General features: G+C 70.2%; 29 protein-coding genes, 1 pseudogene and 1 riboswitch. Of the genes and pseudogenes, 17 read left to right on the forward strand and 13 right to left on the reverse strand.

The window, feature by feature from the left end:
• The first annotated feature begins 269 nt into the window (after nt 1-269).
• Nucleotides 270-408, forward strand: a riboswitch (cyclic di-AMP (ydaO/yuaA leader).
• Nucleotides 409-423: 15 nt separating this feature from the next.
• Nucleotides 424-1,086, forward strand: coding sequence for a CHAP domain-containing protein (locus AWQ68_RS26960; protein WP_066945021.1), 663 nt, complete (start codon nt 424-426; stop codon nt 1,084-1,086).
• A gap of 188 nt (nt 1,087-1,274) precedes the next feature.
• On the opposite strand, the gene AWQ68_RS26965 is transcribed toward AWQ68_RS26960, so the two are convergent.
• Both AWQ68_RS26965 and bla read right to left on the reverse strand, forming a co-directional pair.
• Complete coding sequence (locus AWQ68_RS26965; protein ID WP_084464440.1) at nt 1,275-2,246, reverse strand: alpha/beta fold hydrolase; 972 nt, start codon at nt 2,244-2,246, stop codon at nt 1,275-1,277.
• Nucleotides 2,247-2,607: 361 nt separating this feature from the next.
• Nucleotides 2,608-3,573, reverse strand: coding sequence for a class A beta-lactamase (gene bla / locus AWQ68_RS26970; RefSeq protein ID WP_066945024.1), 966 nt, complete (start codon nt 3,571-3,573; stop codon nt 2,608-2,610).
• Nucleotides 3,574-3,869: 296 nt separating this feature from the next.
• Here bla and AWQ68_RS26975 point away from each other — a divergent pair, with 296 nt between their 5' ends.
• Entirely contained in the window at nt 3,870-4,100 is a 231-nt protein-coding gene (locus tag AWQ68_RS26975) for a hypothetical protein (protein WP_066945028.1), read from the forward strand.
• Between the two features lie 184 nt (nt 4,101-4,284).
• Entirely contained in the window at nt 4,285-5,199 is a 915-nt protein-coding gene (locus AWQ68_RS26980) for an SDR family oxidoreductase (RefSeq protein ID WP_084464441.1), read from the forward strand.
• Nucleotides 5,200-5,501: 302 nt separating this feature from the next.
• Here AWQ68_RS26980 and AWQ68_RS45250 read toward each other — a convergent pair.
• Nucleotides 5,502-6,488 (reverse strand): annotated as a pseudogene (locus AWQ68_RS45250) (MFS transporter); the annotation flags it as partial.
• Between the two features lie 274 nt (nt 6,489-6,762).
• Nucleotides 6,763-7,038 carry an ArsR/SmtB family transcription factor gene (locus tag AWQ68_RS45255; protein WP_245656114.1) on the reverse strand — a complete coding sequence of 92 codons (276 nt, stop codon included), beginning with the start codon at nt 7,036-7,038 and terminating at the stop codon, nt 6,763-6,765.
• 137 nt (nt 7,039-7,175) lie between these two features.
• Here AWQ68_RS45255 and AWQ68_RS45260 point away from each other — a divergent pair, with 137 nt between their 5' ends.
• Nucleotides 7,176-7,718 (forward strand): hypothetical protein, encoded by a 543-nt coding sequence (locus AWQ68_RS45260; protein ID WP_245656116.1) that lies wholly within the window; start codon nt 7,176-7,178, stop codon nt 7,716-7,718.
• Here the strand turns inward: AWQ68_RS45260 and AWQ68_RS26995 are convergent.
• Nucleotides 7,657-8,043 carry a VOC family protein gene (locus tag AWQ68_RS26995; RefSeq protein WP_066945032.1) on the reverse strand — a complete coding sequence of 129 codons (387 nt, stop codon included), beginning with the start codon at nt 8,041-8,043 and terminating at the stop codon, nt 7,657-7,659. The genes AWQ68_RS45260 and AWQ68_RS26995 overlap by 62 nt on opposite strands.
• Entirely contained in the window at nt 8,043-8,330 is a 288-nt protein-coding gene (locus AWQ68_RS27000) for an ArsR/SmtB family transcription factor (RefSeq protein WP_066945034.1), read from the reverse strand. The genes AWQ68_RS26995 and AWQ68_RS27000 overlap by 1 nt, the downstream gene beginning before the upstream one ends.
• Nucleotides 8,331-8,896: 566 nt before the next feature.
• On the opposite strand from AWQ68_RS27000, the gene AWQ68_RS41340 reads away from it, so the two are divergent.
• From AWQ68_RS41340 to AWQ68_RS27015, 4 genes are all read left to right on the forward strand, one after another.
• A complete protein-coding gene (locus tag AWQ68_RS41340; RefSeq protein ID WP_084464442.1) occupies nt 8,897-9,499 on the forward strand; it encodes a hypothetical protein in 603 nt (200 codons plus the stop codon).
• A 255-nt stretch (nt 9,500-9,754) separates the two neighbouring features.
• The gene (locus tag AWQ68_RS43725; RefSeq protein ID WP_169808999.1) at nt 9,755-9,943 is read left to right on the forward strand and encodes a hypothetical protein; all 189 of its coding nucleotides are present in this window, start codon (nt 9,755-9,757) and stop codon (nt 9,941-9,943) included.
• The gene (locus AWQ68_RS27010; RefSeq protein WP_066945035.1) at nt 9,928-10,470 is read left to right on the forward strand and encodes an MFS transporter; all 543 of its coding nucleotides are present in this window, start codon (nt 9,928-9,930) and stop codon (nt 10,468-10,470) included. Before AWQ68_RS43725 ends, AWQ68_RS27010 begins: the two co-directional genes overlap by 16 nt.
• Before the next feature lie 102 nt (nt 10,471-10,572).
• The gene (locus AWQ68_RS27015) at nt 10,573-11,409 is read left to right on the forward strand and encodes an SDR family oxidoreductase (RefSeq protein ID WP_066945037.1); all 837 of its coding nucleotides are present in this window, start codon (nt 10,573-10,575) and stop codon (nt 11,407-11,409) included.
• 114 nt (nt 11,410-11,523) lie between these two features.
• Here AWQ68_RS27015 and AWQ68_RS27020 read toward each other — a convergent pair whose 3' ends face one another.
• Complete coding sequence (locus tag AWQ68_RS27020; RefSeq protein ID WP_245656118.1) at nt 11,524-12,213, reverse strand: class I SAM-dependent methyltransferase; 690 nt, start codon at nt 12,211-12,213, stop codon at nt 11,524-11,526.
• Nucleotides 12,214-12,480: 267 nt separating this feature from the next.
• Nucleotides 12,481-13,503 carry an NADP-dependent oxidoreductase gene (locus AWQ68_RS27025; protein WP_174554151.1) on the reverse strand — a complete coding sequence of 341 codons (1,023 nt, stop codon included), beginning with the start codon at nt 13,501-13,503 and terminating at the stop codon, nt 12,481-12,483.
• Between the two features lie 80 nt (nt 13,504-13,583).
• Here AWQ68_RS27025 and AWQ68_RS27030 point away from each other — a divergent pair, with 80 nt between their 5' ends.
• On the forward strand, nt 13,584-14,501 hold the full coding sequence (locus tag AWQ68_RS27030) for a LysR family transcriptional regulator (protein WP_066945043.1): 918 nt from the start codon (nt 13,584-13,586) through the stop codon (nt 14,499-14,501).
• A gap of 223 nt (nt 14,502-14,724) precedes the next feature.
• Here the strand turns inward: AWQ68_RS27030 and AWQ68_RS27035 are convergent, their stop codons facing one another.
• Entirely contained in the window at nt 14,725-15,900 is a 1,176-nt protein-coding gene (locus AWQ68_RS27035; protein ID WP_066945046.1) for a coiled-coil domain-containing protein, read from the reverse strand.
• 206 nt (nt 15,901-16,106) lie between these two features.
• Nucleotides 16,107-16,445: a hypothetical protein gene (locus tag AWQ68_RS43730; protein WP_169808994.1), complete on the reverse strand. Its 339-nt coding sequence runs from the start codon at nt 16,443-16,445 to the stop codon at nt 16,107-16,109.
• Nucleotide 16,446: 1 nt separating this feature from the next.
• Here AWQ68_RS43730 and AWQ68_RS27040 point away from each other — a divergent pair, with 1 nt between their 5' ends.
• Nucleotides 16,447-16,881, forward strand: coding sequence for a beta C-S lyase family protein (locus AWQ68_RS27040; RefSeq protein WP_218007054.1), 435 nt, complete (start codon nt 16,447-16,449; stop codon nt 16,879-16,881).
• A gap of 363 nt (nt 16,882-17,244) precedes the next feature.
• Here the strand turns inward: AWQ68_RS27040 and AWQ68_RS27045 are convergent, their stop codons facing one another.
• The gene (locus AWQ68_RS27045) at nt 17,245-18,213 is read right to left on the reverse strand and encodes a DUF6183 family protein (protein WP_066945048.1); all 969 of its coding nucleotides are present in this window, start codon (nt 18,211-18,213) and stop codon (nt 17,245-17,247) included.
• A gap of 358 nt (nt 18,214-18,571) precedes the next feature.
• Between AWQ68_RS27045 and AWQ68_RS27050 the strand changes: the two genes are divergently transcribed.
• Both AWQ68_RS27050 and AWQ68_RS27055 read left to right on the forward strand, forming a co-directional pair.
• Complete coding sequence (locus tag AWQ68_RS27050) at nt 18,572-18,829, forward strand: hypothetical protein (RefSeq protein WP_157545764.1); 258 nt, start codon at nt 18,572-18,574, stop codon at nt 18,827-18,829.
• A complete protein-coding gene (locus AWQ68_RS27055; RefSeq protein ID WP_066945052.1) occupies nt 18,826-19,092 on the forward strand; it encodes a hypothetical protein in 267 nt (88 codons plus the stop codon). The genes AWQ68_RS27050 and AWQ68_RS27055 overlap by 4 nt, the downstream gene beginning before the upstream one ends.
• A 254-nt stretch (nt 19,093-19,346) precedes the next feature.
• Here AWQ68_RS27055 and AWQ68_RS27060 read toward each other — a convergent pair whose 3' ends face one another.
• Entirely contained in the window at nt 19,347-20,897 is a 1,551-nt protein-coding gene (locus AWQ68_RS27060; RefSeq protein ID WP_066945054.1) for a hypothetical protein, read from the reverse strand.
• A gap of 549 nt (nt 20,898-21,446) precedes the next feature.
• Here AWQ68_RS27060 and AWQ68_RS27065 point away from each other — a divergent pair.
• The 5 genes from AWQ68_RS27065 (at nt 21,447) to AWQ68_RS27080 (ending at nt 25,677) form a co-directional block, all read left to right on the forward strand.
• Nucleotides 21,447-21,731 carry a hypothetical protein gene (locus tag AWQ68_RS27065; RefSeq protein ID WP_066945056.1) on the forward strand — a complete coding sequence of 95 codons (285 nt, stop codon included), beginning with the start codon at nt 21,447-21,449 and terminating at the stop codon, nt 21,729-21,731.
• A gap of 175 nt (nt 21,732-21,906) precedes the next feature.
• Nucleotides 21,907-22,098 carry a hypothetical protein gene (locus tag AWQ68_RS42780; RefSeq protein WP_218007055.1) on the forward strand — a complete coding sequence of 64 codons (192 nt, stop codon included), beginning with the start codon at nt 21,907-21,909 and terminating at the stop codon, nt 22,096-22,098.
• Nucleotides 22,099-22,316: 218 nt separating this feature from the next.
• Nucleotides 22,317-23,465, forward strand: a complete 1,149-nt coding sequence (locus AWQ68_RS27070) for a serine hydrolase domain-containing protein (RefSeq protein WP_218007056.1) — start codon at nt 22,317-22,319, stop codon at nt 23,463-23,465.
• A 383-nt stretch (nt 23,466-23,848) separates the two neighbouring features.
• Nucleotides 23,849-24,271, forward strand: coding sequence for a transposase (locus AWQ68_RS44365; RefSeq protein WP_066945059.1), 423 nt, complete (start codon nt 23,849-23,851; stop codon nt 24,269-24,271).
• A gap of 230 nt (nt 24,272-24,501) precedes the next feature.
• Nucleotides 24,502-25,677, forward strand: a complete 1,176-nt coding sequence (locus tag AWQ68_RS27080) for a Cmx/CmrA family chloramphenicol efflux MFS transporter (RefSeq protein ID WP_066945061.1) — start codon at nt 24,502-24,504, stop codon at nt 25,675-25,677.
• Here the strand turns inward: AWQ68_RS27080 and AWQ68_RS42785 are convergent.
• Entirely contained in the window at nt 25,633-26,076 is a 444-nt protein-coding gene (locus AWQ68_RS42785; protein ID WP_157545766.1) for a hypothetical protein, read from the reverse strand. The genes AWQ68_RS27080 and AWQ68_RS42785 overlap by 45 nt on opposite strands.
• Between the last annotated feature and the right edge of the window lie 99 nt (nt 26,077-26,175).

A 26,175-nucleotide genomic window follows, 5' to 3' on the forward strand; every position in this document is an offset into this window, starting at 1 on the left:
GCACCGGCGCCCGGCCGCCGATCTCCGCCTGCGGCACCGGGACCGCCGTACCCGTAGGGGGTTCCGCGCCCGACCGCTGATCGCCGATCTCCCTGACCGCGAGGCCGGAGCCCCCTTAACCGATCATTACGGAAGTATGTCCTAGTTTGTCCGCACTTGACCGATTTGAGTTGGTCTATTACCGTTTTGGGAACACGGGGCATACCTGATTTCTGCGAGGTATGCCTGCCCCATTAACCGATCATGCGGTCGTCCTTTTCCTGGACCTGACCGTTCGACCGCTGAGTCCGCGTCGTCGCGGAGCCGGGGACCCACCATCACTCTGGGGTGAATCGGTACAGCCGTGCCGTAGGGCGACTTCCACGCCCGAACCCGTCAGCTAACCCGGTAGGCGGCTTGGAAGTAAGGGAGTAGACCCCCGTAATGCGAGCCCCCAAGACCTATCTTCGTGCTGCCCTGGTCACCGGAATCCTCGCCGTCTCAAGCGCCGCCGTCCCCGCGACGATGGCCGCGGCCCACGCGGAGACCCTTCCTGCCAGCGCGCAGGCGGCCAGCGTCAGCCCCCTCATGAAGCAGGCCGCCTCGCTGCCCAAGGTGAGCCCCCAGAAGCTTCTGACCATCGCCCAGAGCCAGGTCGGCGTCAGTGAGAACGCCAACGGCGGCGGTACCAAGTTCCACGAGTGGTACATGAAGTCGGAGCGGGCGAAGGAGACCGTCGCCCGTGACGGCGGCAGCGTCAACGCCTACGCCAACGCCCCCTGGTGCGACATGTTCGTCTCCTGGGTCGGCGAGCAGGCGGGCCTGCGCCCCGTCCTCGGCTGGGACGCCTACACCGTCCAGCACGCCAAGTGGTTCCAGGACAACCACCGCTGGGGCAACACGCCCCAGCCCGGTGCGGTCGTGTTCTTCGACTGGCACGGTGGCAAGGACATCTCCGGCATCGACCACGTCGGCTTCGTCATCAAGGACAACGGCGACGGCACCATCAAGACCGTCGAAGGCAACACCGGCAACGGCAAGGTCGAGATCCGCACCCGGCCGATGACCCAGGTGACGGGCTTCGGCTACCCCGTCTACACCGCCTGATGTCCGTCTGACAGACGCGACCCCACGGACGCCCCCGGCAGACCGCCGGGGGCGTTCCGCTGTCCGGATCAGGAGACCGCCGAGCGTGTGGGCGAATCCGATCTGAGCCTGCTCCGCGATCAACGGGCCGGCATCACGGGCAGTCGGTGCCGGATTGGGAACCGTACAGGCAGCCGCAGGGCCCGAGATCATCCGCCATCCGTCGGGTGTTCTGCCGAAATGGTGGCGTGGGTCGCGGCGAAGGCCAGGAGGAGGGTGGCGGTCCGCGGCGGATCCTCCAGCATGGGCGAGTGTCCGACACCGGGCAGCAACTCGACTCTCGCGCCCGGAACGGCGCGGTATTCGGCGGCGGATGAGGACCGCCATCTCTGGTCCTCCTCACCGAAGATCACCAGCAGCGGCTTGCCGAGGGGCGTCAGCCGATCCGGGAGCGCCCGCTGCTCCAGGTAGTCGTCGACCGCCTGCGACGTCGTGGTGAGCGCGTGGTAAGTCATGCCGCGCACATCGTCCACGAGCTGTTGTGGGATCTCGTAGCCGCGGCGGCTGAACGCGGTGCCCAGACCCTGGCGGACAATCGTGTCGGTCCGCAACCGCCACAGCAGTTGTCCGACGACGGGGACGAACAAGAGGCGGCCGACGAACCCGTCCGAGATGAAGGCGTCCGTGCGGGGCCCGGAGTCGATGAGCGCGAGCGCGGTCACCAGGTCGCGTCGTTGCTCGGCGAGAGCGGTGGCGACCGAGCCACCGGTGGAGTGGCCGACCACCATGGCCTGCTTCACGCCGAGCCGGTCCAGTGCCTCGCCGACCCGGCGTCCCTGCTCGGGGATCGCATAGCCCCCGCCGGCGGGCTTGGCTGACCGGCCGTGTCCGAGCAGGTCGATCCGGATGACGCGATAGGACTTCGCGAGCATCGGAGCCAGCGGTTCCCACCAGTTGGTCGACCCGGCGAGGCCGTGGATCAGTACGAGCGCCGGGGCATCGCGGGGGCCGTCCTGGCGCACGTAGACGCTCCCGCCGTCAAGAGGCAGGGTCGAATCTCCCGTGGCCTCGGCGTCCTGCCGCGACACCACCATCGCGTTCGCCACGAGCAGCCCGACGATCGCGAGGAGGATGGCCGGGCCGATGATGTGGCGCTTCCGGCGGCTTCCCGCGCGTCTCATGCCCGGCTCCCCGTCAGGAGACCGCGGATCGGCGTCGTCCAACCGGCGGGGTTATCGACCCCCGTAGAAGTAGTCATGGGCCCACTGTCGCCGTTCGTGCCGCCGGTGGATTGGACGAATGTTCCGCGTCAGCCGGCCCGCCAAGCAGGTGGGAACGGCGGTGACCTTGCTCGTCCGCATCAGGGAGTGGAGCGGCTCGCTCATCGTCAAGGACCGCACGGCCTGAGAAGGCGTATCCGGTCGGCACCGGCCACCCGGTCGTCGGCGGCATCCCCGCGCTACTCGCTGACGGCCACCTCGTCATGGCCTCGGCCGACAGATCGCCGCGCCGGCCGCCCTTGCGGGCGGCCGGCGCGGCGGCTCAGGTGAGGACGGAGACGGCCTGGCGTGCGGCTTCGGCGATCAGTGCGCTCTCCTGCGGGGCGTTGAATCCGCGGCGGTCGGACATGACGGCCAGCACGAGCGAGGCGGCATGCGGCGGCCACACGACGGCGATGTCGTTGACCCTGCCGTAGTTGCCGGTGCCGGTCTTGTCGGCCACCTTCCATCCCTTGGGCAGCCCGGCGCGGATGCGTTCGCCACCGGTGGTGTTGCGTACGAGCCAGTCTTTGAGCAGGGCGCGCTTGTCGGGGGTCAGCGCGTCGCCGAGCACGAGCTTCTGGTAGTCGGACGCGATCGCCCGGGGAGTCGTGGTGTCGCGCGGGTCCTTCGGGCGATCGCTGTTCAGCTCGGGCTCGTAGTTGTCCATGCGGCTGACGGTGTCTCCCAGCTCCCGCAGGTACGCGGTCAACTTCCGGGGGCCGCCGATGTCGCGCATCAGCAGGTTCCCGGCCGTGCCGTCGCTGTACCGGATGGCGGCGTCACAGAGTTGCCTGATGGTCATTCCGGTCGCGATGTGATTCCGGGTGATCGGCGAGATGGAGTTGACGTCGGCCTCGGTGTACGTGACGCGCGTGTCCAGGTGGCTGAGCGGGTTCCGGTGCAGGACCGCCGCCGCGGCGAGCGCCTTGAAGGTGGAGCAGAACGCGAACCGCTCGTCCGCGCGGTAGGCGACGGTGATGCCGGTGCCGGTGTCCAGGGCGTACACGCCGAGGCGAGCGCCGTGCCTGCGTTCGAGCGCCGCGAATCGCGAAACGTCCGGCGACTTGGCAGGGCGGGGAGTCGGGAGCGGGGACGGCTCGGCGGCCCGAGAACCGGTGGAGGGGCGACTGGGCGCCGGGGACGACGCGGACGCCGAGCGGTCACCTGCGTCGCACCCCGCCACCGGCAGGAGAGCCGCGGCCACCAGCAAAGCGCGGCGCGACAGGCCGGACTGCTCCTCGGACATTCGGTGGTACCTGCTTTCGCTCGCCCAGGCTTCTGCACGATCTCCGTTGGATCGGATGCCGCCCAGCAGACCAGAGCCGATCACGCGATGTCCAATATTGCCGTCGGTTCCGAATCGATCGGGGAATCAATATCGCGGCCGGTCAGACGGTATGCGGCGACCGGTGAGGTGATACGAAAGTCGCGGCTCACACGTCTTCGGTCGCGGACAAGGCCGTCGAAACGGCGACTTCCGGCGGAGTGAGGAGCGTCCGCGGGCCGATCCGCCGCCTCGCTGCGGCCTCCTAGCGTTGCCCCATGCGTCATGCCGTCCAACTCTTCGGGCTCTATCTGGTCGTCGCGGGCATCAGCGGAACGATCGACCGCCTCGCCGCGCAGCCGGTGATGGGCGCGTTCCTCAACTTCTTCAACCGCGTCATCGTCCCGCGGGTGGACCTGTTCACCGGGTACGAGGTCTACGCGAACCTGGGGCTGGCGCTCCTCGGCGGCGTCATCATCGTCGCGGCGGACCGTCCCGGGAAGGCCTGACCAGGCCGGTCGGCGTTTGCCGCACTCCCCCGCGTGCGCTTTAATAAATGAACAGCCATTTATTAATAACGAACGGTCTCCCCTGGGCGCTCGGACGCGAGGGCGCGCTCGACGAGCGGTTCGGGAAGGAGATCCGCGGCGTGCTGTCCCCTCACACCCCTGCCACCCCGGATCTGGAGGAATCATGACGAATGCCCAAGCCCGACCCCTCGCTGGGAAAGTGGCCCTGGTCGCCGGCGGTACCCGAGGCGGAGGGCGCGGCATCGCCGTCGAACTCGGGGCCGCCGGCGCGACCGTGTACGTCACCGGCCGGAGCAGCGCGGCCGGGCGCTCGGAGATGGACCGCGCGGAGACGGTCGAGGAGACCGCCGAGCGGGTCGCCCGCGCGGGCGGCGTGGGCATCCCGGTCCGGACCGACCACAGCCGCCCCGAGGAGGTCCGCGCCCTGGTCGACCGGATCGCCTCCGAGCAGGACGGGCGGCTGGACATCCTGGTGAACTGCGTGTGGGGAGGCGATCCCCTGACCGACTGGGAGCACCCGCTGTGGGAGCAGGACCTGGACACCGGCCTGCGGCTGCTGCGCCAGGCCGTGGAGACCCACGTGATCACCAGCCGGTACGCGCTGCCGCTGATGGTGGCCCGCCGCGGCGGCCTGGTCGTCGAGGTCACCGACGGCAACACGGCCCGCTATCGCGGATCGTTCTTCTACGACCTGGCGAAGTCGGCGGTGATCCGCCTCGCCGTCGCGCAGGCGGCCGAGCTGAAGCCGTACGGCGTCGCGGCGGTCGCGATCACGCCCGGCTTCCTCCGCTCGGAGGCCGTGCTCGACCACTTCGGGGTCACCGAGGACACCTGGCGGGACGGCGCGGCGAAGGACCCGAACTTCGCCCACTCCGAGAGTCCGGCGTACCTGGGCCGGGCGGTCGCGGCGCTGGCCGCCGACCCGGACATCATGCGCAAGACCGGGCGGGCGCTCGCGACCTGGGGCTTGTACAAGGAGTACGGCTTCACCGACGCGGACGGGACGCAGCCCGACTTCGCCGCGTACTGGGCGGCCGCACTGGAAGCCGAGCACGGCCCGCTGGGCGAGCCGCTCTGACACCGCCCGCCGTCTAAGGCGTGCTCCGCCAAGTCATATGGCGGATGGGCTCCCCGATCATGACGCTTCGGCAGAAGTGGCGCGCTCAGCGCCGGGGCCGCGTACCGTCCGTCCTGGTACGCGGCCCGGCCGGCGCACCTTGTGGGTGAACGCCGTGAGGACTCCGGGGTCGGTATGTCGGCTACGGCCGACGGCGTGAGATCGCCCGGTCGAGCAGAACGGCCGGCACCGTGACCGCCGCCAGCCCCGCCCCCAATCCACGCGACGGACGTGATGCCGGCGCCCGCGTTCAGGGCGACCCCGGCGAGCGCGGGGACGAGGCTGATGCCGAGCTGGAACGCGGAGACGGTGGTGGCCCCGGCGAGCGTCGGCGCCTCCGACGCGATGGTGAACACCCGCCCGTAGATGGCCGGGTTCAGTACGAATCCGGCGATCCCGAGCGCCAGGACGAGGGGTACGACGGCCGACGCGTACGGGGCGAGGACCGCGAGCAGCACCGAGGCGGCCGCTATCCCGATCGCTCCGACCAGCAGCGCGTGGGTGGGCCGCCGATCGGCGATCCGGCCTCCGATGGAGAGGCCGATGAAGGCGCCGACGCCGAACAGCACGAGGATCGCGGGCACCCAGACGGCGGGGATGCCGGTGACGTCGGTCAGGAACGCCGCCAGGTAGTTGAACGAGATCATGTAGGCGGCGGTGCTGAGGAGGGTGGCCGCGTAGACGACCCAGAGTTGCGGCCGTCGCATGGTGCGCAGCTCGCCCCGTACGCTCGGCTCGGTCCTCGCGCCTGTCGCGGGCAGCGCGAGCAGGACCAGGACCGCGCCGAGGACGGTGAGGGCGGCCACGCCCCAGAACCCGCCCCGCCATCCGGTGAAGTAGCTGAGCATCGCTCCGGCCGGACCGCCGGCGATCATGGCGAGGCTGAGGCCGCTGACCACGACGCCGGAGGCGCGCGCGGTGCGGTCGGGGGTGACGAGGCTGATCGCGGTGACCGCCGCGACCGCCCAGTACCCCGCGTACGCGAGACCGCAGACGAAGCGGGTGGCCAGCAGCACCACGTAGCTGTCCGTGAGCAGGCCGATCGCCAGGGAGGCGGCGAAGACGGCCTGGGTGGCCACCAGCGTGGTGCGGCGCGGCCAGCGCAGCGTCAGGATGGCCAGGGGCGGCCCGCCGATGACCACCCCGACGGCGAACGCCGAGATCAGCGCGCCGGCGGAGGACAACGAGATCTGGAGATCCTCCGCGATCGCCGGCAGGACCCCGGCGAGCAGGAACTCCGCGCTGCCCATGGCGAACAGGCTGAACGCGAGCAGGTAGACGCCGAACGGCAGCCTCCCACGGGAGGCCGGCGCCCGCTGTGCGGTTTCGACGCTCACCGCCGCCCGCCCCCGCGGCTCGGACCGGTCGCGCCCGCGTTTATGACCTCTACATCACGATGTCTCTGCATCGTCGTCACCTCCGCCCGGGACTGTGACATCCGCGGTGGGCGAAGCGGAACATTCGTTGCCGAAACCGGGACGTCCGGGGCGGCCCTGTGTGCACGGCCGGCCGGTCCCCCTCCCGTCAGACCCGGGAGGCGACGCCGGCCAGCCGGTCCCCCAGGGAACTTCGCCGGTACAGGACCTGCCGTCCGTCGCGCGCCCGCGTGACCAGACCCGTGGCGTACAGCACCCGCAGGTGTTGGGAGACGGCGCTCGGCGTCACTCTGAGGCGGCGGGCGAGTTCGACCGTGGGCAGCGGCTCTTCGAGGAGGCGGAGCAGCCTCGCTCTGGGCGCGCCGAGAAGCGACACGAGGGCGGGCTCGTCGGTGGCGGGCGCCGCTGTCCAGAGGGTCGCCACTCCACGGCTGGGATAGACCAGCGACGGAGGTTCCTCGGGGCTGAGCGGAGGCGCGGGCTTGTGCGCGGAACACGGACGGCATGAGCAACAGACCTCGACCGGTCGCCGCCACGCGGTGATGGCTGATCATCTTGTCGATGTGCAGCACGCCGTCGTGCCAGCGCAGGCTCAGGTGCATTCCGGCGAACAGCGGCCAGTTGCCGCGCGCGGTACGTCATGTCGGCTTCCAGCACGAGGCGCATCTGCGGCCACATCGGCTTGACGGCGATCTCCCAGTACTGCCGGAGAAGTTCGCAGACGGCGTCGCGGAGGCGGACGACGGACGCGTCGTCGGCGGTGGCGTCACGGTCACGACCGCGTCCTCCCGCCGGCCGTACCTGTCGCTCCTGGCCGAACCACTGCGCCTGTTGCGCACCGAACCGGACCTGCGCCGGTCCTGCCTCTACCAGGCGGCCGTCTTCGCCGGGTTCTCCGCCGCGTGGACCTGCCTGGCGCTTCTGCTCACCGGTCCCGACTACGGCCTGGGAGCCGAGACCGCACAGGGCATCCCTCAACGGGCGCCACTGGAATGCGAGAAACGGGCCGCGGCCCAGGCCAAGGACAATCCGGCCGATCTGATCAGCCCTGGTGGGCGATCTGGATCAGGTTGCCGCAGGTGTCGTCGAACACCGCCGTGGTGACGGGCCCCATCTCCGTCGGCTCCTGGGTGAACCGCACCCCGAGCGCGAGAAGGCGCTCGTACTCCTCGTGGACGTCGTCGACGGCGAAGGAGGTGTAGGGGATGCCGTCCTTGACCAGCGCCTCCTTGAAGGGCTTGACGGCGGGGTGGCTGTCGGGCTCGAGGACCAGCTCGGTGCCGTCCTGGTCTTCCGGAGAGACCACGGTCAGCCAGCGGGCATCGCCGAGCGGGACCTCGGTCTTCTTCACGAAACCCAGCACCTCGGTGTAGAAGTGCAGGGCTTTGTCCTGGTCGTCCACAAGGACACTGGACAGGTGGATCCTCATCAGTCCTCCGGTTGGTCGCGCCTGATCCACCGCTCGGCGATGTGCTCCAGCGGTGCCGTGTTCAGGTCATGAAACTTGTAGCGTCCCTCCCGCCGGCTCTCGACCAGGCCGGAGGCTTCCAGCACGGCAAGGTGCTGGGAGACGGCCTGGCGCGACAAGCCGAGCTGGTGCTTCATGCTCAGCCGGGCGCAGATCTCGAACAGGGTCTGCCCCGACCGCTCGGCGAGTTCGTCGAGGATCTTCCTGCGGGTGGGGTCGGCCAAGGCTTTGAAGACGTCTTCGGCCATGCCCCCACTATAGGCAAGTGTCCACTTGCCTATCAAGTGAAGACACAGGTGGCTGACAACGTCGATGACACGACCGGCTTCGGCAGCGCGGTGAGCCGCTGCGCCGGCAGGTGGCCCCGTCGCCGATACCACCGCATCCCCTCGTAGTCCCCCACACGGACCTTGACCATCGCGAGCACACAACCGCTCGCCCGGAGACGTCCGCCCATGGTTGTCGGTGACGGCTGTCAGGATGGCCCGCATGACGATCACGGGGAACAGCACGCCGGCGGCCCAGGCCGCCGACCTCGCGCACGCCATGCTGACGGGTCCGGAGACACGTCTGGTCAGGAGGTCGCCACGATCCTCACCCATGAGCCGGATGCGGATCTCGTGCGCCGCCGGGAGGCGTTCCGGCCAGTGTACGAGGCGATCGTGGCACGCGTCGGCCAGCCCACGCTGCTCGGCGGCACCGCCTACGGGCCGAGCGTCCGCTGGTGCACGCGGGAGCGGATCCTCCTGCTGTCGGGCGATCACCGGCACGCGGCACTGTCGGCTCATGAGGCCCATACCTTCGCCAAACAGGAATGGTTCCCTTCGACACCACACCCCATAGCCGTCCGGACGGCACGCACGGCTTCGGGGACATGCCGTACACGTGGCAACTCGACCGTGGTGGCCCCGGCGTCGCACCCACATTCACCCACGACGGGAAGCCGATCGCCGAAACGTGGGAGCACGCCCAGAGCGCATTCGAGCTGATGCTCGCCTCATGGGCCGAGCAGATCCCGGTGCAGGCGCCGGGCGACTGGGTCGGCTTCAAACTGCGCGCCTCGCGCGACTGGCAGCGCGACATGATCATCTCCTACACCCACGGAGACCGGGGCCGCGAGTTCCGCGCCGCGGTCCCCGACCGGGACAGCCGTCAGACGCCGGAGCGGGCGGTCCAGATGCGCGAGCGCGGCTGGCGCATACTGGATCAGCATCAGTGGTGGCGCATCGAGTTGCCCGAGACGGATCCGCAGTCTCCCGCGGAGATCGCACGAGTGGTCATCGCGGACGTTCGGGCGCGTGGGGCAACGTGCCCAGACGAGCTGACCGCATGGGACATCAGCGCGGGTGATGACGGAGAGCTGTGGGCCCCGGGCCTCGGAGTGCTGACCCACCCCTCCCGAGGGGAGCACTACTGAACGCGCAGCAAGGCAGCAGTCGGCCGCGGACCGACCGCCACCTGAATCTGCCGACCTGCCGATAACCGGAGGCCGGGGACGCTGTCGGCGCAGGCCGGGCTGGGCCCGCCGGCCGAATTCTCCGGTTACGTGAAGTTCCTGTATCTTGTTGATCGTAAGGTGCAGCGCTCGTTCACGGGCGCGTCGGGACATTCGGTCGGCACGACAGCCTCAGTACAGGCTGTCTGGACCTCTCAGTGGAGAGTGTGCCCCGCCATGTCCACAACCTTCTCCCCACGCGCATGGGCGATCTTCTTACTCGTGGTCGCCGCCGATGTGCTCGACCTGCTCAGCACCACGGTGACCAACGTGGCCGCCCCCACCGTCGTGCGGGACCTCGGCGCCTCCTGGTCACTGGCTCCTGGCTCGGCGCGAGCTACACGCTCCCGATGGGCTCCCTCGTGATCGTCGGCGGCCGCCTGGGAGACCGGTTCGGTTGCCGGCGACTGTTCCTCATCGGGTTGGCGGGATTCACCCTCTGCTCGCTCGCGGACGCCCTGGCCGGCTCACCGTTCGAACTTGTGGCCTCCCGTACCGGACAGGGGGTGTTCGGCGGCCTGCTCATCCCTCAGGGGTTCGTCCTGCTGATGCGGGTGATCCCTCGTGAGTCGATGGGCAGGGTGTTCGGCCTGTTCGGGCCCCTGATCGCGGTGTCGTCGCTCAGCGGCCCCGTGGTCGCCGGGCTGTTGATCGAGGCCGATCCGTTCGGCCTGTCCTGGCGCTCGGTGTTCCTCCTCAACGTCCTGTCCGGAGTCCTGACGCTGGCGGCAGGGCTGCGGGTCATCCCGCCCTTCGGCGGCGATGGGTCGATCCGCATCCGGCCGGCCTCGTGTCGACGGTCTACCTGGCCACCGTCACGCCGAGCGTTCCGTCCAGCGGCGTTCTGCCCTGCCTGCTCCTCGCCCTGGGCATCACTGCGGCATGCGCGATGAGCATCCCGCTGCTTCCCCGCCGGGGAGCGCACGCCCACTGAGCCTTCCACGCCCCCGGAAGGCATCCGCATCCATATCCGTACCAATCACAGGAGTATTTCCATGATTCTCATCACCGGGGGCCGCGGCGCGGTCGCCACCCACCTGCTGGCCCTGCTGCTTCAGGCCGATCGCCCCGTACGCGTCGCCTCCAGCAATCCCGCAGAGCTGCAGGTCCCCGACGGCATCACAGCCGTCACCTGTAATCTCAGGGATCCTGCCACCTTCCCGGCCGCTCTCTCCGGGGTCACCGAGGTCTTCCTGTACGCCGAGGCTTCGCACATCGCCGAGTTCATCGACGCTGCCGTCACGGCCGGTGTCGAGCACGTCGTCCTGCTGTCCTCCGCCAGCGTGCTGAATCCCGACGCGGCCGATGATCCGCTGGCCAAGTCCCATCTCGACGTCGAGACCGCACTGCTCACCTCACCGCTCACCACCACGATCCTGCGCCCCGGTTCCTTCGCCGGTAACGCGGCCGGCTGGGCCTGGCCCATCAAGGCCGGCCGCCCGGTGAGCCTGCCCTACCCGGGCTCCTACACCGACCCCATTCACGAACGGGACATCGCCGAAGTGGCCTTCACCGTGCTCACCGACCCATGCCACCAGGGCCGGTGCCTCCACCTGACCGGCCCGGAAACCCTCACGTTCAGCGAACAGATCGAGCAACTCGCCGAGATCACCGGCCGGCCGATCACCATCGACCACGTCACCCCCGAGGAATGGAAGCAGGAAATGGCCGACTACATCCCCGGTCAGTACGCGGACGCCCTGCTCGACTACTGGCAGGCCCATGACGGCCGCCCCGCGTCCCTGACCGACACCGTCGAGCAGCTCACCGGCCATGCTCCCCGCACTTTCGCCACCTGGGTGCGCGACCACGCCACGGCCTTCATCGGGTAGCACCCGAAAGCACACGACCGGGCACGTCCTCACGGGCGTGCCCACCCATCCAGCCGGTGTCGCCTGACGCGGAAATGGGGCCCGGCTGGTCAGTGGCCTCTACGCGGCGGGGTGTCAGGCCCCGCCGCGTCCGCTGGGGGCGTCGTAGACCAGGGTGTATCGCCAGAACAGGCGACGCCGGATCCGGGCGCCGGGCAGCTCCCGTGCGGCCGCGGCTCGGATCTCGGCCAGGGTCTCCCGGGGATCGGCGGTGGGCGCCGTCATGTGCGACGGCAGCGCGTCGGCGCGTACCGGGTGCTTGATCAGCCCCATGACCGGGTTGGCGACCATGGCAGGCAAGGCGGCGAGCACGTCGGCGGGGCCGGCCTCCCGGTAGCAGCCGACGACCACGAGGCGTCCGCCCGCGGTGAGACAGCCGCGCAGTTCGCGCAAGGTGGGCACCAGCGGAAGGTGGTGCAGGACGGCGACGAGGGTGACGGCGTCCCAGCGCCGCTGCGGGTCGCGCCCGGCGAAGCCGGTTTGGACGATGGTGACCGCGGGGTCGTCGGCGAAGCGCTCCGCCGCGGCACGGGCGGTCGCGGGATCGGGTTCGAGCCCGGTGACGGTGACGGTGGCGGCGCGGCGGCGGAGCAGAGCGGCGAGGTTGCCCGTGCCGCACCCGACGTCGAGGACGTGGCGGGCCCCGGACGCGGCCACCCGGTTCGCGACCCAGCGGCCGTAGTGGTCGTTGTGGCTCCACGGGTGCCGGCGGTTGAAACGATCGAGGTGGGACAGCAGCGCCATGACGGTCACCTTAGCGATCACCGTTCACGCTCGTTCTTGCTCGAGTTCGTCGGCAAGCAGGTGCCCGGCGACAGCGGTGGATCGGGTGGCGGTGCTGTGGGAGCCCCCAAGATCAATGAAAGGCGGAGTGCGGGTGTGAGTAGTTGGCGTACAGAGGCCGCACTATCTCACGTGAACGATGCCGCCCTTCAGTTCTCATAAATGAGCGTTTTCTGAAGAGGCTGTTGGGGTGCCGCACCGTTCGGCTTTTGCGGGCCGGTCACCCTGGGGCCTTTCCGGTGCGGCCTGTCACTCTCCCGCACGGACGATCATCTTCCCCATGTTTTCACCCCGCAGCGCCCCCAGGAAAGCGGCGGCCATGTTCTCGAAACCGTCGACCACCGTTTCCTGTGGCACCAGTGCTCCGGAGCGTATATGCGGGACGGCGAAGTCCTCCAGGAGCGACTGGGCGTCATTGTGGTCACGGACCAGCACGCCTTCCAGGCGCAGGGACTTTCCGACCACGTCGAAGAGGTTGCGCGGGGCGGGCGGGGGTGTGTCGAGGGAGTGGTACTGGGCGATCGCCCCCACCCAGGCGATGCGGCCGAAGTCGCGCAGCGAGCCGATGGCAGCCTCCAGGTGGTCACCGCCGACGTTCTCCACCGCCGCATCGAGACCGTCCGGGGCAGCCGAAGCGAGCAGGTCGGAGACGGGGCCGTCGTGGTAGTCGAAGGCCGCGTCGAAGCCCAGGTCCTCCACCAGCCGCTTGACCTTCACCGGTGATCCCACGCTGCCCACGATGCGACCTGCGCCCATCAGCCGGGAGAACTGGCCCACCGCCGTGCCGACGCCGCTCGCCGCGGCGGAGACGAAGAGGTCCTCCCCCGGCTGCAGCCGCAGGGTGCGAGTCAGAGCCACGTACGCGGTCAGGCCAGTGCCGCCCAGGACGGACAGGTAGGCGGTGAGGGGCACGCCGGCATAGCGCGGCAGCACCCGCACCGTCGAGGCCTCCACCAGCGCGTGGGTGCGCCAGCCCTTGCGGTGCAGGACGAGGTCGCCCGGGGCGAGGGACGGGGCGGCGGAGGTCAGGACGCGGCCGATGGTGCGGCCTTCGAGCGGTGCGTCCAGGTCCCACCAGCTCACGCCGCCAGGAAGGCCGGCCTGATCCATCAGTTCACGCATGTAGGGGTCAACGGACAACAGGATGTTCTCGACCAGGGCCGTGCCGGGCGACGGCGCGTCGAGTACGTGCTCGGTGAAGGCGAAGTCGGACAGGGACGGGAAACCGGAGGGGCGTGCAACCTGGTGCACGGCCTGTGCTGTGATCGTCATGGTCACGACGCTACGGGGGACCCCCGGGCTCGGGCAGACCGTATTATTCATGGCTCTACCGCTGAACATGAAAGGCTCTCATGGCAGAGCTCACCCCCGCCGAGCTGCGCATCCTGGTGTCCGTGAGCGACGAGGGCGGCTTCACCGCGGCCGGGACCACTCTGGGCATGACCCAGTCCGCTGTCTCCCACGCCGTCCGCGGCATGGAGCGCAAGCTCGGTACGGTGCTCTTCGCCCGCGCCCGCACCGGCGCCACGCCCACCCCGGCCGGTGAGCGTGCTGCCGCGCACGCCCGCCGGATCCTGCGGCTGTACGAGGTGATGGTCGCCGAGGTCCGCGCCGACAACGCCACGGGCGCTGTGCTTTCCGGCCCGCTGCACGTGGCTGCCTTCCGCAGCGCGGCGCTCCACCTGCTCCCGGACGCCCTGGAGCGACTGGCCCGACGGCACCCTGGCCTGAGGCCGGAGGTCCGGGTGGTCCGGGACGTGGGCCCCGGGCCGGCCGGTGAAGTAGCTGATGGGCGCGCCGATCTGGCGATCGCGACGCTCGGCGGGTCTACCCCCATGCCGGCAGGATTGATCACGGGCGATCTGCTGGAGGAGGCATACGCCTTGGCCCATCCCAGCGGCCACACGGCTCCTCGCAGTCTGCCGCTCGTCGACTGGCAGGAGAACTGCTCCTCCTACACCGCCGCCTGGTGGTCCGCCCAGGACTGGCTGCCCCCCGCCACCATCACCGCCGAGGACGACGGAACGGTACTGGCTCTGGTCGCTCAGGGACGGGGCATGGCCGTCATGCCCGAGCTCTCGCTGCGCGACGCACCCCCGTCCGTCGAGACCGTCGACCTCGGCCCCGACCGCCCCACCCGACGTATCGGCTACGCCACGACACCGGAGCTGGCCCGCACGGCAGGGGTCCGCGCGCTCATACGGGAATTGCGAGCGGGAAAGCCCAGTGCGCTCCCCGGGCGGACGCCCGGCCTGCACCGGGGACGGTGAACGGCCCAGAGTGCGCCTGCCGTCAGTCTTCTTTTCCTCCTCTGCAGCGCCCGGGCCCCGGAAAGGGCGCAGTCCCTGGCCGGGGCCGCTGGCCTTGATGTTGCACAGGTAGCGGCACAGGAAGTGGAGTGGGGCCGGTCCCCGGTGAACGGACTCGGTCCTTGCGCACCCGGCGTGACCCATCCGGGGCGTCACCAAGAGCGGCCTTTGCCCGGGTGGAGCGTCACGCCGTAGGCCGGGGGGCCTGTCCGCCATCGCCGGCGGGCGCCTCGTCGTGGCGGTTCGCCCGGAACTCGGCCGCGACCGCGCGCTCGCGAAGCTGGGCCGACTCCGCCCTGGCCGCATCGAGCTGCGCCCGCATGTCCTGCAGGCGCGCCCGCTCCAGGGCCAGCTCGGCCTGGAGCCGCTCCCGCTCCGCCGCGTCCGAGCGCGCGCGCTCCGCGGCCGTGTCCAGCTCCTCGCGGGCGGCGCGGGTGTCGGCGGCGGCCTTCGCGGCCTCGGCCTGAGCCCGCGAGGTCTCCGCTACGGCGAGGGCACGGGCCGACTCGGCGGCCTCGGCCCGGTCCCGCTCCCCGTCCGCGCGGGTGACGGCCCGGTCGCGCTCCGCCTCCGCGGCCTGGGCCCGCGCGATGGCGGCGGCGGTCGCCTGCTCGGCCTCCCGATGCGCCCGGCGCGCCATCTCCGCCTCTGTTTTCGCGGTCTCGGCGTCGGCGCGGGCCCGCTCGCTCTCCTGCCGTGCCTGTACGGCGTCCGCCTGGGCCTGCTGTACCTCGGCGGTGGCGCGCTCGGTGTGCTCCGCGAGCTCATGTAGCGCCTTGTCCCGGGCGGTCTCGGCGAGGTCGGCGCGCTTGCGGGCGTCCTCGACCGCCTGCTTGGCCATCCGTTCGGTCGTCGCGGCCTCACGCAGCGCGGCGAGCGCCTGCTCCCTTGCGGTCTCGGCGTCGGCGAACGCCGTGTCACGCTCCCCGTGCGCCTCCTCGGTCTGGCGGCGGGCCTCCTCCGCCTCCCGCTTCGCCTCCTCGGTCGCCTCGCGGGCCAGCCGTACCTGCTCGAACGCCTGCTCCCGCTCGGTGCGGGCGATGGCGACGCGGGTGTGCGCCTCGGCCTGTACCGCGCTCAGCCGCGCCTCCACTCCGGCGGGGCTCAACTCGTCGGCCAGGACGTGCGCGAGCGGAGCGATCGCCGCGGCCAGCCCCTTCTCCATCCGCTCGTAGAGGTCCTCGGCGCGGGCGAGCGCGCCTTCGAGCCCCGGCGTCGCCCGGCGCAGCTCGCGCTCGCGCTTGGCCGCGACCTGGCAGTCGCCCTCCGGGCAGTACTCGCGGGGTCTCCCCCGCCCCGGCCGTTGCTCGACGGGCATGCCGCAGTGCTTGCACGGCGTCGCCGCCGGAGAGGTCGTCATGGTCGCCAACTCTAGCAATTTCTGGATTTCTGGAAACTGGAAAACAGAAAAGGCGAGATCTTGTGTGAGAGGATGTGTCGATCACTTGGGAGAATGTCAATTCCCGCAAGTAACCGCGAATCCGCACGATGGCGGACGTCGCGAAGCCGGTGATGTCCTGTCTCACGAGACCTGGCGTACGTCTCAGAGAGTTGGCAGCCGCACGGTCACACGCCAACTCGTTTGTGAAGCGCTCCGGCTTCGGCGGAGGCAGAAGGCGCCCGACCGGGCACCACCAGCGATGAATCGGCCGAGTTGGAGCGTCTGTGGTGGGAGAACGCCGCCAGCGGCAGAGCGCGGCCATCACCGCGCACCTGGTCGCCGCCGCCCCGCTCGGAGAAGAGGCCCGTTCCGCCCTGCCCCAGCTCACCGCGGTGCTCACCGAGCTGCCCCGCAGGCTGGAGGAGGCCGAGAGCGGCGCGCCGGCCCAGATCGAGGCCGCCGAACAGGAGGCCGCCGACGCCCGCGTCGACGCCGACTCTGACCTCCGCGACCAAGGCGTTCAACGTGCCGGGGGTACGCTGCGCCGTCGCGCACATCGGCGCGGCCGACGTGCGCGTGGCCCTTTCGGGCCCGACCTATCTGTACGGCGAGCCCAACACCTTCGGCGTGGCCGCCACCTTGGCGGCCTGGCGGGACGGTGACTCCTGGCTGTCACAGCTGCGGCCGGTCCTGGACCGGAACGCCGCGCTGGTGCATGAGGGGCTGCCGCGGGGCATCGGATACCGCGTCCCGGAGGCCGGCTTTCTCGCCTGGCTGGACTGCCGCGCCCTCGATCTCCCCACCGACCCGCACACATTCTTTCTGGAGAAAGCCCGTGTCCTGCTGAATGACGGCCAGACCTTCGGGCCCGGCGGCGAGGGCTTCGTCAGGCTCAACTTCGGTACGTCACCGGACCTCCTGCGGGACATCCTGGGCCGTATGCGCGAGGCCGTGGGCTGATCGCGCCCTCCGGGCGAGCCGGCCGCGAGAGCTACTTGTCACTTCCTGGCCGTGCCCGCGCTTATCGCCGTAGCCGGACCGGCCGGATCGGCGTCCGCAGGCGCCTCGTCACGGTTCCTCGCGGATGACGCCTTTCGACAGGAGTGCCTCACGGCGCACAACACCTATCGCGCGGCACGGGGTACCCGCGCTGCAAACTGAGCCGGAGGGCGTCGAAGCGGCCAAGAAATCCGCTGCCTATTACCCCCAAAAGGGAACCATCGACCACAGCTCGCCAATTGCCCCGGCGCAGGCCGCCGCGCGGGTCGCCGAAGCCGAGTGGGGACTGCCCACGGGCGGCCCCGCACCAGCCGGATACGTCGACTAGTCGGTGTCGTGGGTGACGAGCAGGCTGAGGACGGTTCCGCGCGGGCTGAGCGCGCCGATCGCGAGTTCCCGATACACCCAGTACGGCTGCCGCCGGATGATCCGGAACACCGTCCATCGCCATCGAGCGGCGAGTTCGTTGATCCGGCGGACGTACGCGCCCGCCGGGGCGCGTACGAGGCCGGCGACCGACTGCCACGCCGCGAGCCTGCCGTATCCGCCGCGGAGGCCAGGAGAGTAGCTGGCGTCGCAGTAGGCCACGGCGAACAGCTCGCTCACCACCGCGTCCAGGCCCGTCATCGCGCCGTACAGCGCGATCTGGGCACGGAGCGCGCCCGGCGGGAACGCGTTCACCCCCAGCGGCGTCAGGGCCTGGGGATCGATCTGCCGAGGAAGCTCGATGACGGCCGCCACCCCCGGCGCGCTCCAGTGCTCCACCGCGGAGGCGATGCGCCGCTCGTCCTCCCGCGTGCTGACGATCCTCGGCGCGCGGTCCGGAGAACCCCGGCCCGCGAGCCAGGCGTCCCGCTCCGGAGGCTCCGGGAGAGCCTGCTCGCCGCGTGGCGTCCAGCCGGGACCGAGGACGGCCGCGTCCATCCGCCGCTCTCCCCGGGTGCGCTTCAGGGGTAGTCCGGCCAGGGGGTGACCGAGTCCCCGTAGGGCGTCCGCGCATCGCGCCGCCGCCGGCACCCTGACCAGGGTGACGCGGCGTGCCACCAGCTCCTGGATGAGGCAGGCGACCAGCTCGGCCCACGCGCCCGGCTCCTCTGGCGGGTGCTCCAGCAGCGGCACCAGGTGGTGGACCCGCCGCCGCTCCGCCAGCAGCGCGGCCAGGTCGCGGACCCGGCCCCCCTGCTGCTCGTCGGCGTACTGGTCGCGCACCAGCTCGGCCAGCGACGCGGCGTCGCCCGGGACACGCGCCAGAGCCCGCTCGTGCGGCCCGCCCCTTCTCTCATGCACGGTCATGAAGTCCCTGACGTGATCCCGCTGACATGGTCGCCCTCTCGTACTGGCCCTGGCCCAGTGTTCGTCGCCGCACGCCCACGCTGGCGGCGACCGCACTCGACCTTCACATGCCAGAGCGTAGATCGGCCAGCGCATGTGAACGCGGCCATGGCCTCACCGGGGATCGGCGCGATCACATCGAAGTAGGAGGCGGATGGCTGGCGTCGCGCCTTCGCGACTGGTCCCGGATCCACTGTCCCTGCGGCGTGCGGAGCACCTGCTCAGCCTGCTGAACGGTCATCGGCTGCCTGATCGTCCTGCGGCCGCCGCCGCATCGCTGCCGAGGCAGTGCGCGATCGGCTGAAGGACGTCTTGGATGATGAGCGCTGACGCTGACAGAGCCCGGCACACCGAGGAGTTGGAGCGGCTACGGCAAGCGTTCCAGAGCGCCGACGCCGAAGCGCGGGCGTACATTGCCACGCTGGAGCGCGACCTGGCGCTGGCCCACGCCCTGGGTGAGCAGGCAGCCGACCAGCGCGAGCGGGCCGACCGCGCTGAGGCCGACATCGAGCGGGCACACGCAGACGTCCAGGCCGCCGAGGTCCGGACCCGGCGCATGAGCGCTTGGCGTAGGTGACCCGGGAGCATCGCGAGCAGGTCGACGCCTTCCGCGCCGACCTCACCACAGCCCGGCAGGAGGTCGCGACGGCCAAGGCCGAGGTTGCCGAGGCAGCGGCCGACGCACGCACGACGCATGCTCGCGCCGAGGAGGCCATCGGCGAGCGTGAGGCGATCCAACGGGAACTGGACGAGCTGAGGCGCCTCGTGGAGACGTTCCGTACCCGTGACCAGTCCGAACAGCACCACGCTGGCCTGCCGGAGCCCCCGCAAGAGACCTGACCTGTCCCCCGCTCCCCCGCTGGGCGTCACGCTGTCGTTGCCCGGTGACGGTCGAATGACCGGTGGACGGCAGGGCGCGCTGAACCAGTGCCTCATCAGACGGCAGCATGATGTCGGCATGCACGTGTGCGGCTTGTCCGGAAAGATCTGCTCATGGGCAAGGACGTGCAAGGCTACGTCACCGACGAGTGGTTCGACCGGTACCTGACCGAACGCCGCTGCGATCGGGCCGGGTCAGCGCCGGTTTCCAGGGGCTACCGCTTACTTGTGTGATAGACGGTCTTTCGCGATTTGCCGGGATAGACGATGACCAGATGCTCCTCGACCGGCAGCTCGGACACGGACATCATGGCCTCCTCCTGGTCGCGTACGTAGATGCGGACGCGGTAGCGGCCGGGCCCGGAGACGGCGAGCTCGGGCAGCGGGTCGCCCCTTTCCCACGATGTGAGCCCGAGCTTGCCGGATGGGCTGGTGATCCCGGTCTCGACGACCGCCTCCCATCCCGCCAGCCGCACGCGGGGAGCACGGCGCAGCACCTTGACCGTCAGGCAGACGGAAGAGTTCTCCACCGCCGTGGTGACCGAGACCCTGTGGGCGGACAGGTCCCAGAGGATCGCCTCGGCCGCCTTGTCCAGGGCGTACGACGGCTCCTCTTCGCCCTCGAAGTCACCGTCCTCGATGAAGTAGCCGCCGCCTTCGCCGACGAACAGTGCCGTGGTCGCCTGTCGCACGCCCCGCAGCCGCCGCGCCGGGTCCGTGCAGTGCGAAGTCATCACCGCCTGGTATTCCTCTTCCAGCCGCTCCGGATCGTCCTCCGACAGCGTCAGCCCCGGCCACGTACGCGCGACTGCGCCGGGGCAGAGGAACACCAGCACCCTCATGACCATGTAGTTCCAGTCGTCCGCACCGGCCTCGTCGAGCACTGTGCGGACGCGGCGTTCGGTGGTGGGCCGTCCGGCGACGCTGCAGAGAGCGCGGCCCGCCACGAGCTTTTCCCGGTCGGGGAGCTTCGCGAGCCGCGACGCGAAGCCGCCGGCAGCCCTGGCGAGGCAGAGGAATGCGCGCTCGCGGTCACCGGGCGCGGTGTCGCCGTAGGAGCGGTGCTCGTCGGTCCACTGATCACAGACCGGTTCTGTGGCGTCCCGGTCTCCGTCTCTTGCCGTGTCCCGGGCCCCTTCGACTTCCCCCATGTCATAGCCACCGTGGTAGCCGATGGACCGCGCCGCGACGTCAGCGCCGGTGAAGCGGATGTCCGGCCCCTGGTCCACCCCGATCAGACCGAGCAGGAGGCAGCACACCACGACGACCCCGGCCGTACGGCGCAACCGGATGAGGCGCGCAGACGCGGGGCCGGCGGGCCGCACCGCGAGCAGGATGAGGACCGCGCAGACTGTCCAGCAGGCGCTCATGCTGAGGTTCCACACGGCCGTATGCCGCCACACCTCCCAGCATCCGGCGCCGACCGTGAAAAGGTCGTACGCGAGGAGCGCCGGTTCGAGAAGGGCCGGGAGCAGCACATACGCCGACACGACACGGGCCGCGACGCGGCTCGGCCGTTCCCCGCGGGTGACCAGCCAGAGCGTAGAAGCGAGAGGGACGGCGAGGAAGTTCCACCTCAGGAGCGCCGCCGCTGTCGACGGCCAGTAGACCTCGGTCTGGAACTCGAAGGCCGGGCAGGTGGGCGGGTTGCCCACCATGAAACTGATGGTGGTCAGCACCGAGTCGGGGAGTACCCACAGCGCCAGGGGCGGCAGCGCCATCACGGTCGCGACCGTCCAGAGCCGGAGCCCGCGTGACCGCCACATGTGAACCGACTCCTCGCCGCCCGGACAGAGCAGACGCACCTTATCCAGGAAGGGATCTTGATGTGCCGATAAGTGGGAATTGGATGGTCGTCGCGCCGTAACCGTCTCTGGGCCGTGACCCGGATTCGTTTCCCGGGCTGCCGGCTATGTCGGCTGGGCCGGTTCCCCGACGACGCGGAGGGGGTCGAGCATGCTGTGCCGCTCAAGGACATCGCCGACGCGGGCGTGCCAGCGTGGGTGCCGGGCGACACGACCGGGCCGCCCTCCCCGCAGGTGGTGTTGACACCGTCGCGGTACAGGCTGGCGACGCCGGTGCAGCAGACTCCGTGTGGGATGAGGGACTCCTTCGGGGAGGTTTCCGCTCTGCAAGGGGATCGGTCACCTCCCCTCCAGGGGCATGCGGCCCTTGGAAACCGCCACTCTTCAGTTATCTTGGGGCTCTTGGCGAGGTTGCAGGCTGCGCACGCAGGGGTTCCGTTGGGTGTCGGACGTCCGGTCATCACCGGGAGCTGAGCCAATGACGATCACCAGCCCCGACAAGGAGGATCGGTGGACATCCAAGGCCAGATGCTTAACGTCCGCCGTACGCTCGACGCCGCCGGCCACAGCCGCAATCAAGGCCAAGGCGGCTACGAGCTCAGCGTCGACGACGGCAAGATCGTGATCCGCCACGACCTCCGCCCCGGCGAAACACGCCAGCTCAGATACAAGGTGATCCGCCGGTACGCGTGGGCGCTGGAAGACGCCGGATACTCCACATGGATTATCGGCCTCACCGACGGCGCATCCCGGATCATCATCCACGGCAGACCCTCCTACGCTTCGGGCGCCTGAACCGGCGACAACCGGCCGATCATTCGCCTCGTCCGACATCACGATGGACGCCAACACCGTCAACGCCGCCGCAGCCATAGCGGCCATCGGCGATGTCGGGGGCCGGTGCGGTAGAGCTGGCAGGCACAGCCGAGGGCGCCTTCGGGGCTGCCGGCGAAGCCGCCTGCTGTCCGCCTTGGACGGTGACGAGCGGATGGCCGGCCATCACCGGGTGCTGGCCGTACGGGCGCATCTGCTGGAGAAGACCGGCGACACGGCCGGGGCGTACGAACATCTCCGGCGCGCCGCGAAGTTCACCGCCAGCATCGCCGCGCGGCGCTACCTCGAATCCCGGGCCGGCAGGGTGGCCGCCCGGCGGCCGGATTGAAGCGTCCAGCCGATGCTGACGCCGCCGGGCCCCCGCGGTGCGGTGGAGATGGCAGGGGGTGGCCGGTGCGGGCCGCGAATGGGCGGGCGCATGCGCCCATTCGTTTGGGTTCTCGTCCCAGATCATCCCGAGCTTGGCCAGCCCGATGGTCGGGCAGCGCCGATTAGCGCTGTGCAGATGTCGAGATCTCACCGTTGGTACCGACTCTCGGGTGAACGGTGCCCACAAGCGCCGCAGCCAAAGATCGAGAGGGCATGAACATCATGCAGAAGCTTGTGCAACAGGCCATTGACCAACTGGTGGAGTCGGGCTCCGAGCTGGGTATCCAGGTCGCGGTGTACCAGCACGGTGAGCTGGTGGTGGACGCGGTGGCAGGTGTCGCCGATCCGGACAGCGGCCGTCCGGTCACCTCGGACATCCCGTTCTACAGTGCTTCCACTGGCAAGGGTGTGACTGCGACGGTGGTGCACGTCCTCGCAGACCGCGGCGCCCTTGACTATGACACGCCGATCGTGGAGCTCTGGCCCGAGTTCGGCGCCCACGGCAAGAGCAAGGCGACCATCCGCCACGCGCTGACCCACTCCATCGGCGTCCCGGCGGTGCCGTCCGACCTCACGGTGCAGGACCTGGCTGATTGGGACAGGATGTGTGCCCTGATCGCCAGCTCCGAGCCCTGGTGGGAGCCGGGGACCAAGACCGGCTACCACGCGATGACCTGGGGCTTCGTGATGGGCGAAATCGTCCGTCGGGCCACCGACAAGCCGATCTCGCACGTACTCAGGCAGGAGGTGGCGGCTCCGCTGGGCATCGCCGACGAGCTGTTCTTCGGCGTCCCGGAGTCCGAGCTCGGCCGGCTCGCCCGACTCGAGGAGGCGCCCGGTTCCGCCGCGATGATGGCAGCGGTGCCCGCCGACCTGCCGATGTTCAAGGCCACGCCGCCCGCCGTGACCCCCAGCGCCGAATACGGCAACAACCCCGTGGTGCTCGCTTCGGACATTCCCTCGGGCGGCACGATGTCCGCCCGCGCGGTGGCCAGGATGTACGCCGCGCTGCTTGGTGAGGTGGATGGTGTCCGGCTGGTCTCGGACGAGCGGCTGCGTGAGGTCACAGCCCTGGCCACGGCCGATGTCGACCAAATGGTCGGCTTCCCGATGCCGCGCGCGCTGGGCTACAACCTCGGCCGGCCCGGAGCCGACCCGCAGGAGACGCTGAGCGTTTTCGGCATGCCCGGCATGGGAGGCAGCGCGGCGTATGCCGACACCGCGACCGGCATCTCCTTCGCGCTGACCAAGAACCGGTTCTTCCCTGGTCCTTCCGTCGCGGTCAATCAGATCAGCGAGCTGGTCGCGAAGGCCGCCACCAGCTGAGACTCTCCGGTCGGGCCCGGCTGCGGCCAGGCGGTGCGGGCACGGCCGGTCAGCCTCCGGGCCTGTGCGGTCCAGGTGGACTCGGCGGGTGTGGGCATGGCGGCCATCCTGCCCGATCTGGATGACGTGTCCGGTGGATGGGCGGTTCGCGGTGGCCGTCGCGGATACGGCAGCCTGCCGCTGTCTTGATCCACTTGTCGCGATCGGCCTGTTTGCCATGCCCGTTGCGGCTGCGGGTCGATCTCTGTGACCGCTGCCGAACGCAAACGGTTGAAGAAGGCGGCCTCGGGCCACCGAAGCGAGTACCGGGCGCGGGTGCGCGCGCAGATCGTGCTGCTGGCCACACGCGGCTGGGCCAACGCGCGCATCGCCCGGCAGGTCGGGTGCACCTGGACACCGTGCGGATGTGGCGAGGCCGGCTCGCCGAGCACCGGCTGGCCCGGGTTGGCAGACCGCCGCCGCTCGGGACGCCCGAGCGCCTTTCCTCACACCGCGCGCAGAAGGCCGCCGACCGGCTCACCGCCGCGTTCCCGAACGCGGTGATGGTCCACACGCCCGTCCACGCCTCCTGGCTCAATCAGGTCGAGATCTACTTCTCCGCCGTGCAGCGCAAGGTCACGCACAACGACTTCACCGACCTTGCCCAGGTCGGGGACCGGCTCCGAGCCTTCGAAGACCGCTACAACGCCACGGGCACAGCCATTCCAGTGGAAGTTCACCACCTCCGACCTGGACGAACTGCTGGCCAGGCTCGACCGGCACACCGCCGATCACAGGAAGAATCCTCGTTCTGCCTCGCCGCATGATCACCCCCGAAGGACTTCCGGAGCCGACCTCTAAGTAGACTGCTTCGCATGAGGTTGCCCGAATCAGACAGGGAAGGGCTGCCGGCCCGCCGGTAGCCCGAGATGCCCTAGATCCCCCTTTCGCGACCGTTCGCGCAGCGCTTTCGCCGCGCCGTCGCTGAGCCTCACGCATCCGAGCGCCGGTGGTGCCGAACGTCCTGTTCCCACCACCTCTTTCGGAAGGCATCCTCATGCCTGTTCTGCTGTACCTGCTTGCCGTCGCCGTCTTCGCCCAGGGAACCTCCGAGTTCGTCCTGGCCGGCCTTCTTCCCGGCATCTCGCGCGATCTCGGCGTCTCCCTCGGAGAAGCGGGGCTTCTCACCTCCGGGTTCGCCCTCGGCATGGTCGTCGGCGCTCCGGCCATGGCGCTCGCCGGCCGCCGCCTCTCCCCGCGCTGGACGCTGACCGGCTTCCTCGCGCTGTTCATCGCGGCGCACGCGGTCGGCGCCCTCTCGGGCGACTTCGGCGTGCTGTTGGCGAGCCGCGTGATCGCGGCCCTGGCGAATGCGGGCTTCCTGGCCGTCACACTCTCGACCGTGCTCGCGCTGGTCCCGGCCGACCGTCAGGCCAGGGCCCTGTCGGTCGTGCTCGGGGGCACCACCCTCGCGCTCATCGCGGGCGTGCCCGGCGGCGCGGCCATCGGCGAGCTGCTGGGCTGGCGCGCCGCGCTCTGGGCGATCGCCGCCCTGTGCGTTCCCGCGCTGCTGGTCGTCGCGGTGGCCACGCCGACCCGCTTCACGGGCACCGCCGAGACCGGATCCGCGTCACTCCGCCAGGAGCTCGCGGTGCTGCGGAACCACCCGGCGCAGGCGAGCATCGTGCTCGCCGTACTCGTGAACGCCGCCACGTTCTGCACGTTCACGTATCTGGCGCCGCTCGCGACCGACGTCGCCGTGCTGGCGCCGGGCGCCGTCCCGCTCCTGCTCGCCGTCTTCGGCGTCGGCACGTTCGTCGGCGTCAGCGTCACCGGCCGGCTCGGCGACCGCCACTGGCGCAGGCTGATCGGCGTGACCGCGCCGGTCCTCCTGCTCGGCTGGATCGTCGTCGCGCTGACCGCTCAGCACGCCGTCGCACTGTGGGTGCTGGCGCCGGTGATGGGCGGGCTGTCGTTCGCGCTGGGCAGCACGCTCATCGCGCGCATCGCGGTGACGACGCGAGCCGCACCCACCATGGGCGGCTCGTTCTCGACCGTGGCGCTGAACCTCGGCGCGATCCTCGGGCCGGCGACCGGCGGGATGGCCATCGGCATCCAGGGCCCGCGGGGCCCGGTCCTCGTGAGCGCGGCGTTCGTGCTCCTGGCGCTCGCGTGCTGGTGGGCGGTGTCACGCGCGCTCCGCGGGGACGCCGTCCCGTCGATGCGCGCGTAGCGGAGTCGTCCGGCGGCCGCACCCGAACCCGGTGCCGCCGCCGGACACCGATGCCGATGGCCACCGCACCCGCGCCGAGGACCTAGATGACGAGTAGCGGCCGAAGCCCTTGGACTCAATCATCCAGGCGTTGGGGTCGCAGACCTGGTTACTGTTCGTCGACGAACACGGGATCGACGGGTACGTCCAGCGCGCCATCTCCAGCCTCTGCTTGTAGCTCCAACGCACCTCGGCCCCATGCGGGACCTTCACCGACTGAACGTAGGACGCCTCCTGGTTACCCTGCTGGATGAACCATCCGGTGCTCCACTTCAGGGAGTACCTTCCGGGCGAGCCGATGGTCATGTCGTACTCGTCGCAGCTGATGGGCGGGGCGAAGCCGACGTTGATGGGCCCCATGTTGACAGAGCCGGTGAACTGGCCGCTGCTGCAGTCATCGCTGTCCGACCCCGGCTTCGGGCCCGGGTTCTGCAGGGGCCGGATAGGACTCGAGGTAGA

Origin of the sequence: Microtetraspora fusca (genome assembly GCF_001570365.1) — a bacterium.
GTDB lineage: Bacteria > Actinomycetota > Actinomycetes > Streptosporangiales > Streptosporangiaceae > Microtetraspora > Microtetraspora fusca.